The organism is Achromobacter spanius, from assembly GCF_002966795.1.
Classification (GTDB): domain Bacteria; phylum Pseudomonadota; class Gammaproteobacteria; order Burkholderiales; family Burkholderiaceae_B; genus Achromobacter; species Achromobacter spanius_D.
This window is the reverse complement of sequence record NZ_CP023270.1, coordinates 336,755-348,706: the sequence shown is the minus strand read 5'-3', so window position 1 is coordinate 348,706 and position 11,952 is coordinate 336,755. Positions and strand designations below refer to the sequence as shown.

Here is an 11,952-nt window from a genome sequence, read left to right as displayed (position 1 = left end):
CTCATCGCAGCGCGCGGCCCGATGCGCCGGCGCACCACCCGATGGGAGCCCGTCCTGGCATGAACGATCCAACGCCCGATGATCCGTCCTGGCTGCGCCCGCGGTTTCTTCTCGCGGTGGTCCTGACCGGCCTTTTCGCAGGGCTGGGCGGCATGCTGCTCGGCATGCTGCTGCACGCCGTCCAGCACCTGGCCTACGGCTACGGCGGCGGCCAGATCATCAGCCACGAAACATTCCTTGAAGGCGTGCAGGCCGCCAGCGGCCCGCGCCGCGTGCTGGCGCTGGTGCTGTGCGGCCTGGCGGCCGGCGGCGGATGGTGGCTGATCTATCGCTATGGCCGTCCCCTGGTCAGCGTCAAGAAGGCGGTGTCAGACACCACGCAAGCGATGCCCCCGGCGACGACCATGGCGCACGCCATCCTGCAGATCGTGACTGTCGGGCTGGGCTCGCCGCTGGGCCGCGAGGTCGCCCCGCGCGAAGTCGGCGCGCTGGCCGGCGGCCGGCTGGCCGCGCTGCTGCGCCTGCCGCCCGCGCAGCACCGGATCGTCATCGCCTGTGGCGCCGGCGCGGGGCTGGCCGCCGTCTATAACGTGCCGCTCGGCGCGGCGCTGTTCGTGCTGGAGGTGCTGCTGGGCTCGTTCGCCTGGCCCGCAGTGGTCGCCGCGCTTATCGCCTGCTGCATTGGCGCGGTGGTGGCCTGGGCCGGATTGGGCAACGACATCCAGTACGCCGTGCCCGCCATGCAGATCAGCGCAAGCCTGGTGGTCTGGGCCATCGTGGCCGGCCCGCTGTTCGGCTGCGCGGCGCACGGCTTTCAGCGGCTGACGGCCGCGGCGCGCGCCAATGCTGCCCGGGGCTGGCAACTGCCCGTGGCCTGCCTGGTCAATTTCACGCTGATCGGCCTGCTTGCAATCTATCTGCCCGCGCTGCTGGGCAACGGCAAGGGACCGGCGCAACTGAGTTTCGACAATGAGCTGACCATCGCCCTGGCCGCCACGCTGGCCGTGATGAAGGTGGTCGTCGTCGCCTGCACGCTGCGCGCGGGCGCGGAGGGCGGTCTGCTCACCCCCGCCATCGCCGTCGGCGCGTCGCTGGCCGTCGTGCTGGGCGGGCTGTGGAGCATGGCCTGGCCCGATTCGCCGCCCGGCGCGTTTGCCGTGGTGGGCGCCGCCGCCTTTCTGGCTTCGTCGATGCGCATGCCGCTGACCGCAGTGGTGCTGATCCTGGAATTCACCCGGGTCGACCAGGCCTTTCTTGTTCCCATCATCGTGGCGGTGGCCGGCTCGGTGCTGACCAGCCGCTACTGCGCCGCCCGCGAAGCGCGGCTTGCGGCCGCCCCCGCCGCCGCGCGCACCGCTTCCTGAATTCCGGAGACCCGCATGACCCAAGGCAAACCCATTGGCATCCACCGCTACGACGCTCCGGCGGGCGGCTGGGGCGCCCTGAAAGCGACCGCGCAGGCGGTGGCCAACCAGATGCGCATCGCCGAAGCGCCCGTGCTGCTTCTGCGCACCAACAAGCCCGACGGCTTCGATTGTCCCGGCTGCGCCTGGCCCGACAAGGCGCATACGTCCACCTTCCAGTTCTGCGAAAACGGCGCAAAGGCCGTCACCTGGGAAGCCACCCGCAAGCGCGTGACGCCCGAGTTCTTCGCCGCGCACACGGTGACCGAGCTGCTGACCTGGACCGACCACGACCTGGAAAACGCGGGCCGCCTGACCCATCCGCTGGCCTACGACGCCGCCAGCGACACCTATCAGCCCATCGAATGGGACGCCGCGTTCGCGCGCATCGGCGAAACGCTTGCCAGCCTGCCCGACCCGGACATGGCCGAGTTCTATACGTCAGGGCGCGCGTCCAACGAAGCCGCGTTCCTCTTCAGCCTGTATGCCCGAGAGTTCGGCACCAACAATTTTCCCGACTGCTCCAACATGTGCCACGAGGCCACCAGCGTCGGACTGCCCAAGGCCATCGGCATCGGCAAGGGGACGGTGTCGCTGGACGACTTCGACAAGTGCGACCTCATCATCTCGATGGGACACAACCCCGGCACGAACCATCCGCGCATGATGGGCACCCTGCACGAGTGCGCGCGCCGCGGTGTGCCCATCATCGTGTTCAATCCGCTGCGCGAACGCTCGCTGGAGCGCTTTGCCGATCCGCAGGACCCGATCGAGATGGGCACCTTCGGTTCCACAGCCATCGCCTCCACGTATTACCAGGTCAAGGTCGGCGGCGACGCCGCCGCGCTCAAGGGCATCATGAAGGCGCTGATGGACGCGGACCGCGACGGGCGCAACACGCTGGACCACGAATTCATTGCGCGGCACACCAACGGCTACGAGGCCTTCGCGCAGGACCTGGACGCCACGAGCTGGACCGACATCGAACAGGCCAGCGGACTGCGCCGGCGCGACCTGGAGCTGGTGGCCGAGGCCTATGCGCGTTCCAACGCCACCATCGTCACCTACGGCATGGGCATCACGCAGCACGAAAAGGGCACGAGCAACGTGCAGCAGATCGCCGCGCTGCTCTTGATGCGCGGCAACTTCGGCAAGCCGGGCGCGGGCATCTGTCCCCTGCGCGGGCACTCCAACGTGCAGGGCAACCGCACGGTCGGCATCACCGAGAAGATCGACAACACCATGTTCGACCACGTCGAACAGACCTTCGGCTTCCGGCCCCCAGACCGGACCGGCCATGATGCGGTCGAAGCCATGAAGGCAATGGCCGCAGGCCGCGCCAAGGCGCTGATCTGCCTGGGCGGCAACTTCGCGATCGCGCTGCCCGACACCGAGGCCTGCGAGCGCGGCATGCGGCAACTGGACCTGGCGGTGCATCTGAACACCAAGCTGAACCGCTCGCACCTGTTGATCGGCAAGGCGTCGATCATCCTGCCGGTGCTGGGCCGCACGGAAAGCGACGTGCAGGCCGGCGGCGCGCAATCGGTCACGGTCGAGGATTCGATGTCGATGGTGCATGCCTCGCGCGGCAAGCTTGTGCCTGCCTCGCCGCACCTGCGTTCGGAACCGGCCATCATCGCCGGCATGGCGCAGGCGACGCTGCCGCACAGCCGCGTCAACTGGGCGCACCTGATCGAGGACTACGACCGCATCCGCGACCTGATCGAAAAGATCTACCCGGATTTTCGCGACTACAACGAACGCATCCGCATCCCCGGCGGCTTCCGCCTGCCGCTGCCGCCCACCGAGCGCATCTGGAAGACGGCGTCGGGCAAGGCGGAGTTCATTCCGTTCGCGGGCCTGCGCGAGGATCCGGACATCGTCGAAGGCAACATCCTGCGGCTCACCACGCTGCGCAGCCACGACCAGTACAACACCACCATTTACGGTCTGGACGACCGCTATCGCGGCGTATTCGGCCGCCGCGACGTGCTGTTCATGAATGCCGCCGACCTGGCGCGTTACGGCATTGCGCACGGCGACGAGGTCGACATCGTCACCAGCCTGCCCGGTCAGACGCACCGGCGGCTGCGGCTGACGGCCATCCAGCATGACATCGCGGCGGGGTCGGTGGGCGCGTATTACCCGGAAGCCAACAATCTTTGCCCGCTGGATTACCAGGACGCGGCCAGCGGCACGCCCAGCTACAAGTCGATTCCGGTGCGCATCCAGAAAGCGGCCTAGCGCCGCGGCATGCGTCCGAAGGGCGGCGCAAGCGCCGCGCCTCATCCTTCTGGACGAGCGCAACCGGGGCCGTATGATGCGTAAGCACCATTGCAAATTCAAGGATTAATACTTTCGGCTACTAGCAAGGCGGATGAGGTCCGCATATATATCCGGGGAAGGGGCGCCGCATCATCGTCGTCATGTCGTCTTGCCAAGAACACCCGCGCCCGTGCCCAGGAGACCATCGATGGCACGATGTCCATTTGCGACGTGGCGACCCATTTCCGGCTCGTCCGGGCCTCATCTTGGCGGCCCCTTCAAGATCGTTCATCACACGACCGAAGGCAGCACCGCGCAGGGTGCGATGGACGCGTTCCGCCGCAACCGATCCGACCCCCACTTCACGGTCGACGCCACCACCATCTTCCAGCACGTCGACACCGCCGATGGCGCGCGGGCGCTGCGCAACGATGCGGGCGGCGTGCAGACCAACCGGGATTCTGCCGTGCAGATCGAACTGGTGGGATTCGCGCATCTGCCCAAGGATAGCCGCGCGCTGACCAACGTGGCGCGCCTGTGCCGCTGGATCGAGGCGCAGCACGATATCCCCCGCAAATGGCCGTCCGGCCGCCCCTTGCCGGCCAAGAACGGCAAGGATCCCGGCGGCCATAACCGCGACCCGGCCATCTGGGATTCGGCGAGCGGCCACTTCGGCCATTGCCACGTCCCCGAGAACTCGCATTGGGACCCCGCCTATTCCGCCGCGGAAGCGGACTTCATCCTGGCCGCCACGTTTTCCGAAGACGGCGCGCTGGTGTCGCCCGCCCCGCCGCCGCGTCCGGCCGCGCGCCGCGCATCCAAGAGCGCGATGCCCACCTCGACCATGCCGGACCACGGCGTCAACGCGGTTGGTATCCACGGTTATCTGAACGACCTGGCGGTGCAGACGCTGGAGCCGCCCGGCATGCCCGTTGCCCGGCGGCGGGCGCCCGCCAAACGCTCGGGCGCGGTGCTGCGTGCCGGCGCCGCGGGCAAGACCGCGCGGCAGGCGCCGCAGGCCAGCATCAACGCCGGCAGCGTGCTGTCGTTTGCGTCGGGCTTGCAGGAACAGGAACGCGGCGACGTGCTGTATTCGCTGCAACTGGCGCAACGCGCGGCCAGCGCCGCCCATGACCGATTCACCCAATCGCAGGCCTGGTATCAGACCTACGTGGAAGTGCTGGAGAACCTGGGCTGGACCAGCGGGCAGATGAGCTTTACCCATCACGAGGAAGACGAGCGCGAGTTCCGCATGGACCAGGTGGCCGTCGACCTGCTGCTGGCCGTCGCGCGGCGCGATCAGCTGGCGGTGCTGGACCAGGCCGTGACCGCGCTGGGCCAGTTGGCCGAAGACGACGACACCGTGAAGCTCTTCGACTTTCACGCGTCGTCGCAGTCGGGCGGCAATTTTCAGCTGGGCGCCGTGCAGCGCGATCGCGGCGGCGGGCTGTCGATGGCGCTGGGCGCCTACTACTTTCGCGCCGTGGACAGCCGCAAGCGTTTCCTGTTCGCGCAGTGGGGCGCGCGCCAGGTGAACTTCTGGGCCTGCGCGCAGCGCCTGACGCTGAACGCCGCCCTGTATGAACAGCTTCGCGACGACGTGCAGGCCAAGCTGGCCGCCGATGCGCCGCGCTACATCGCCAGCTTGAAGCTGGCGTCCTAGCCGGCCGCCGGCATTGGGAGAACGACATGGCGACCCGAAAGGTGGCGACCCGAAAGGCGGCAGCGCGCACGGCGGCCAAGCCCGCGGCAAAGAAGAAGAGCAAGGCGCAAGCGTCCGCCGCGGCCCCGGAAGATCCGGCCCCGAAGGCCCGCAAACGCCGCAAGCAGGATGACACCCCGTCCGTGCGGCCCTTCGAGCGGTCCGCCAAGCCCGATGCCTTCGACGCCCGCGACATCCTGTTCCGGCCCAACATTTCCGTCACGCCCAAGGCGGAGATGATTCCCGTGATGGGGCTGACGGTGAAGCACCAGGGCGAAACGTCGGCCTGCACGGGCTTTGCCCTGTCCACGGTGGTCGAATACCTGCTGCGCAAGTCCGAGCGCGATACCCGTCCCGCGATCTCGCCCTACATGCTGTATTCGATGGCGCGGCGCTACGACGAGTTTCCGGGATCGGTCGACGACAGCGGCTCCAGCCTGCGCGGCGCGTTGAAGGGCTGGTTCCGGCATGGCGCCTGCGCGCAGGGCCTGTTCCCCACCATCGACATGCCGCCGGCGGCCAAGCGCCCCGAAGACGACTGGTGGCTGGACGCCGTGAAGCGGCCGCTGGGCGCCTACTACCGCATCGACACGCGCAGCATCGTCGAGATGCACGCCGCGCTGAACGAGGTCGGCATCCTGTATGCCAGCGCGGGCTGCCACGACGGCTGGGACGACGGCCACGGCGTCACGCCGCACGACGACGAGCCCACGCCCGTCGCCCGGCCGTTCTGGGTCATCCCGTCCACCGGACAGGACATGGCGATGCAGGGCCACGCCTTCGTCATCGTCGGCTACACGCAGGACGGCTTTCTGATCCAGAACTCGTGGGGCGAGGAATGGGGCACGTACGGCATGGCCGTGCTGACCTACGACGACTGGCTGCGCAACGCGATGGACTGCTGGGTCGTGCAGCTTGGCGTGGTCACGCACGAGCACGACCGAATTGCGAACAGCATCAGCCTGCGCACGGAAGGTCAGAAGGTGACGCTGGCCGCCGGCAAGGTGCTGCGCGACCGCGAGCTCACGCCCTTCATCGTCAACGTCGGCAATAACGGCAAGCTCAGCAACAGCGGCGCCTTTCGCACCACGCCGGACGACCTGCGCGCCATCGTGGACGTGCACATGGCCGCCGCGCGCGAGCGCTGGAACCTGAAGGACAAGCCGATGGACGTCTGCGTCTACGCGCACGGCGGCCTGGTCGGCGAGAACGACGCGGCCGAAGCCGCCGCCGAGTGGATTCCGCTGCTCTACGACAACCAGATCTTTCCCGTCTTCCTGATGTGGGAAACGGATTTCATCAGCACCGTAAAGAACATCATCCGCGACGCGGCGAGCAACGTGCCGCGCACCACCGGCGGCATCGGCGAGCGGCTGGAACGCTGGTGGAATCAACGGCTTGAACGTTGGCTGGCGCGCCCCGGCACCGTGATCTGGGGCGAGATGAAGCAGAACGCCGAAGCCATGAGCGAGCCGGCCGTCAATGGCGGCGAAGAGGCCGCGATGATCCTGCTGTACAAGCACTTCAAGACGCATGTCGCGCGCGGCCGCGTGCGCCTGCACATCGTGGGCCATTCGGCCGGCGCCATCGTCGCCAGCCACTTCGTCAAGCGCCTGACGGCGGACGGCGGCGAGCTGGAATCGCTGAGCCTGATGGCGCCCGCCGTCACGATGAAAACCTTCCAGGATCTGGTCGTGCCGCACCTGGGCAGCCGCGTGAAGCGCTACCAGCAGTTCCATCTGTCGGATCGCGCCGAAGAGGACGACCCGACCTGCGGACCGTACCGGCGCTCGCTGCTGTACCTGGTCAGCGAATCGTTCGAGGGCGGCACCACCACGCCGTTGCTGGGCATGGAACGCTATTTCCGCGAGGCCGCCATTCCGTGCGATGCGGTTCACGTCTCGCCGGCAGGCAGCCCTTCGGCCACCGCCCGCGCCGTGCCGGTGGCCTCCAGCACGCATGGCGGCTTCGACAACGACAAGGGTACGCAACAGCAGGTCATCGCGTTCATCAAGCGGTGACGCCGGGTGAAGAGGTCTTGTCATGACAGAGATGGAGCCAGAACCCTATCCCGAGGCGCCGGCGCTTTCCCAGGATGGGGCGTTGCGCGAGTTTTCCCTTTTTGGCGAGCCCGCCGAGGTTGCGCGCGTGCTGTCCCAGGTCGGCGTGCCTTGCCTCGTGCTGGCCGCCGCGGGCGAGATCGTGGCGGCCAGCAGCGTCCTGCCGCTGGCGCACGATGCGCTCGTCGGCCGCCACGTCAGTCAGGTCTACGGTCTTGCCAAGCCGCTGCGCATGGGGGACGGCCCCGTCGACGTCGTGTATCGGCGCGCCGGCGGCGCGCGCGTGCCCGCGCAGCTCATTCCGCTATGCACGCTGGACAGCGGCGAACTCATCGTGCTGGTCAATGACGGGATGCCGTTCCGCGAGGCCGAGGCCCACCGTTTCGAGCGCACCCCCTACGCCGTGTTCCGGCTGGACATGCAGGGCGTGATCCGCTTCGCCAACCCCGAGGCCGCGCGCACGCTGGGCCTGCCGCGCGACGCGCTGTACGGCACCCGCCTGGCGGCGCATTTCCGGCCGTCCGACGGCGGACCGGTGCAGCGCGCCATCGTGCGCTGCATGGAGGACACGGAAGGCGATGCGATGGTCGCGGTGACCATCGCCATCCCGGTGCCGGACGACGCCGACCGGCAGTTCGAGCTGGTGATGACGCCCGATCCCGCTCCCAACGGCCAACTGCTGGGCGTGATCGCCGTCATCCAGTCGCGCACGCTGGAATCCGCCCGCGACGAGATCCGGCGCATCGCGCTGGACCCCGCGGTCGGCGGCTGGCGCACGAAGCTGGACCGCATCCTGGAACAGATTCGGCGGCTCATCCCGTTCGAGCACGCGGTCTTCGGCATCTACGGCAACGACGTGTCGCTGTTTCGCGCGATCGCCGTGCGCCCCGAAGGCGTGGAGCTGTGGCCCGCGCGCTGGATGGACCTGCCGCCCACGATACGCGCGTTCCTGGATTCCGGCCGAACCTGGGTCGACGAGATCGGCGCGTTCGTCCAGGAGAACATGCCGGAACCCGGCAACGAGGTCGTGCGCTGCTACCAGGACCTGGGCATCGAGGCCTCCGTCACGCTGCCCGTGACGCGCGCGGGCGGCTACAGCTCGGCGCTAAGCCTGTGCTCGCGCCAGCCGGGCGCGTACGGCGAGCGGCATCTGGAGATGCTGCGCGCGCTGGACCTTGAGCCCGTGCTGATGCGCTTTGAAAAGGAACGCGACGACGAGCGCGCCGAATTTGCAGATTCGCTGCGGCGCAAGGTGATGGCCGCCGCATCGCTGCGACAGGCCGCCGACGAGATCATCGTCCAGCTCTCGCAGCATTTCTTGTGGGAACACGTGGCGCTGTATCGCGTCAACCGCCAGGAGGACAGGTTCGAGATCGTCACCCAGCACAGCCTGGCGCCCGCCTACGCGCTGCCGGCCGATTACAAACAGCCCACCGACAAGGGCATGCTGGGCGCCACGCTGGCGCAAGGATGCCTGCTGGCGGTGGACGATATCGGCAACCCGGTCTACGCGCAGCACGGCTATGGCGGACCCAAGCGGCCGCTGCGCTCGGCCATGACGGTGCCCATTCATCTGAACGGCCGGATACGCTGGCTGCTCGATGTGGAGTCGTCGGTCTCGCACGCCTTCAAGGGGCCGGACATCGGCGACCTGCTGCAGATCATTGCGTCGCTGGAAGAGGGCCTGGCCCAGCATCTGCTCAGCCAGACCAAGCAAAGCCTCATGGCAGAAACCGAGCAGGCCGTGGTGTTTGTGGGACGCGAAGGCGCCGTCATCGAGATGAACCGCGTGGCGACCGACATGCTCGGCGCGGAACCCCGGCGCGGGCGCACGTTGAGCGAATCGCCGTCGATCACCGACTACGCCATCGCGGGCGACGAAGCGACGCTGGGCGTGTTGACCTCCACCTTCACCGTCAAGCGCGAGCGCATCGAGCTGCTGGACAGCACCGGCCAGCCGCGCTCCGTGCTGGCCACGCGGACCGACCTGGATCCCAGCCTGGACATGTCGATCTGGTTCTTCACCGACATCGCGGATCTGGGCTGGGCGCGCGACCTGCGGTATCTGCGCGAGACCGTGGCCGAGGTGGCCCGGCAGACGCGCACCTCGTTGTCGCTGGCGTGCAGCCTGACCTCGCAGACGGTGCTGCTGCACGACGACGCGCGCCAAGGCACACCGGCGGAAGTCGTCGCCGCGCAGGCGCAGGACTTGAGCGAGCGCATCGTGGCCGAGATCGGCAAGGCCGACATCACGTTCGAGCGGCTGGCCGGCGCCAGCGAATCGCGGCGGCGCACGCGCGCCACGCACAGCGACGTCGAACTGGGCGCGCGCCTGCAGGACGTGGTGACCGCCTTGCCCGCGCGCGACCAGCGCCGGATCGCGCTCACGAACCACACGGCCTCGCAGGACGGCCCGGCCGTGTCCGGCGATGCACAGGCGCTGACCGCGGCGTTCCGGTCGATGATCGACTACCTCTTGCGATGCCGCAACGCGGATGACGCCCGCGTCACGGTCGACCTGGACACCGGGCCGGACGGCTGCGAGATCCGCTTTGCCCTCAGCGAAGAACAGATTTGGGAGTCCGATCCGCCGGTCCACGCGGTGCCGGACGATGCCTTGCTCAACGCCGAGCGCGCCGCGCACGACGGCGCCAGCATCGCCATCACCCAGATCCAGGAAACGGTGATCGACCACGGCGGCGCCCTCGTCACCGACCCGCCGCTGGCGGATGCGCCGCCTCAGGCCTACGAGTCCGTCACGCCGCCGTGGCGCGCGTTCACGCTGATCCTGCCGCTGCGGGCCGGCTAGGCCATCGGGATCATGGAACAGCCATCATGGAACACGACGCCGCCGGACCGAACTTCATTCTGCTGGCCAGCATGAACGACGAGCATGAGGACGACTGGGCCAACAACCTTGCCCAGTTGCACCGCCTCGTCCAGCAGTACCCCGCGATCGCGCCATTCGTGGGCGCGGAGTTGCGCCGCCGCACGTCGCTGGAAAGCGCCAAGACGCAGCTCGAATCGTGGGACCTGTCCACGCCCCGCATCGAACCCCGGCTCGTCATCATCGACGCGCGGCTCGGTTCGACCGCCAGCAAGCGCGGCAAGCCCGGCGCGGCGGCGGTGGAACTGCTGGAGTGGATCGCCGCGCGCTCGTCGGTCCCCTTGCTGGTGCTGGCGGTCGACCCGCCCGAACTGGTGCAGCGCTACGTGCTGGAGCGGCCCGAGGTCTTCATGTGGACCAACGACGCGAAGACCGGCGTCAACAGCGGCGCGGAGGTCGCCACCGTGCTCACGTGCCTGACGCCGCTGGCGCCCAAGCGCCGGCGGCGGCTGATCATTCGCGTGGGCGAGCACTCGATCACCTACCGCATCCAGATGGGGCGGCACGAGTATTCGTCGCAGGACATGCCGTACAAGGAGCGCGACCGGATCTCGGCGCTGGTGGGCCGCATCGAAACGTTCAGCCCCTATCTTGGGGAGACGAAGGCGCCGCAATGGCTGAAAGACCTGAGCGGCGTGGGCGAGGATGTCTTCAGCGCCATGGTCACGCACAGCCTGGGCGCGCCGGTCGCCAAGCTGATCCAGCGCGCGCGCGACGAGGAAGTGTCGCCGGGCGCCGGCGCCTTCGCGGGACTGGACCTGCGCTTCGAATTCAACCTGGCCAGCCAGGAGGTGTCGCGCCTTTTCAACCTGCCCTTTGAGATGGGCCGCGAGTTCGGCGCCGACAGCGGCCGTTACCTGTGTCTGGAACTGCCGATGGCGCGGCGTCTGCATCTGGACGGCACGGCGCCCGCGCCGCGCTGGGAACCGGACGCGCGCACCCCCGGGCAGCCGGTGCGGATGCTGTTCATGGATGCCAGCTCGGTGTTCGGCACCGTCACCTTCCGGCGCGAAGACGGCGGCCCCGCGCTGCCGTCGATGGAGTTCGGACCGCTGCAGTCCGTGGCCAAGGAGCGCGAGCACCTGGCCGAACTGGCGGCGCGCGCGCCCGGGCACCTCATCATCGACCACGTGCGCGCCGCGGACGAACCCGGGCTCGTGGGCGCGGCGCTGCAGCGCCGCATCGAGGAACGCCTGCGCTCCGGCAACTACGACATCTTCCACTTCGCCGGCCATTCGGTTTCCGAAGGCGAAAGCACGATGCTGGTGCTGCCCGGCGAGGACGGCGAGGCCTGGCAACTGTCGATCCGGCTGATCGGCCAGTGGATGGAAGCGGGCAAGTGCAAGCTGCTGGTGCTGTCCTCGTGCAGCGGCGCGTCGGTGCGCACCGCGCTGGAAGTCATGCGCGCGGGCGCGGCCGGCGTGCTGGCGTTTCGCTGGCAGGTCGAGGAAGAATCCTGCGCGCGGTACATCCAGCGCTTCTACGACGTGTACCTGGACGCGGCGCAGCCCAAGGACCTGGCGGAGGCCTACCGCTATGCGTGCAAGGCCGCGCAGGGCGACGCGGGCGACCTGCCGACGTGGGCATCGGCGATGGCCATCGTGCGCGACTGAGCGGGCAGCGGCCACGCCGCAC

The 11,952-nt window shown here is 68.5% G+C and carries 6 protein-coding genes; all 6 read left to right on the top strand.

Going from position 1 to position 11,952, the window contains the following annotated elements:
- The first annotated feature begins 59 nt into the window (after positions 1-59).
- The 6 genes from CLM73_RS01570 to CLM73_RS01545 all read left to right on the top strand — a co-directional run bounded on the left by CLM73_RS01570 (position 60) and on the right by CLM73_RS01545 (position 11,930).
- Positions 60-1,364, top strand: coding sequence for a chloride channel protein (locus CLM73_RS01570; protein ID WP_105237033.1), 1,305 nt, complete (start codon positions 60-62; stop codon positions 1,362-1,364).
- 15 nt (positions 1,365-1,379) lie between these two features.
- Positions 1,380-3,647, top strand: a complete 2,268-nt coding sequence (locus CLM73_RS01565) for an FdhF/YdeP family oxidoreductase (protein WP_105237032.1) — start codon at positions 1,380-1,382, stop codon at positions 3,645-3,647.
- Between the two features lie 229 nt (positions 3,648-3,876).
- Positions 3,877-5,331 carry an N-acetylmuramoyl-L-alanine amidase gene (locus CLM73_RS29080; protein WP_199778231.1) on the top strand — a complete coding sequence of 485 codons (1,455 nt, stop codon included), beginning with the start codon at positions 3,877-3,879 and terminating at the stop codon, positions 5,329-5,331.
- 26 nt (positions 5,332-5,357) lie between these two features.
- Positions 5,358-7,391, top strand: a complete 2,034-nt coding sequence (locus tag CLM73_RS01555) for a C1 family peptidase (RefSeq protein ID WP_105237031.1) — start codon at positions 5,358-5,360, stop codon at positions 7,389-7,391.
- A 22-nt stretch (positions 7,392-7,413) separates the two neighbouring features.
- The gene (locus tag CLM73_RS01550; RefSeq protein ID WP_105237030.1) at positions 7,414-10,239 is read left to right on the top strand and encodes a PAS domain-containing protein; all 2,826 of its coding nucleotides are present in this window, start codon (positions 7,414-7,416) and stop codon (positions 10,237-10,239) included.
- A 26-nt stretch (positions 10,240-10,265) separates the two neighbouring features.
- The gene (locus CLM73_RS01545) at positions 10,266-11,930 is read left to right on the top strand and encodes a CHAT domain-containing protein (protein WP_105237029.1); all 1,665 of its coding nucleotides are present in this window, start codon (positions 10,266-10,268) and stop codon (positions 11,928-11,930) included.
- The last annotated feature ends 22 nt before the right edge of the window (positions 11,931-11,952 follow it).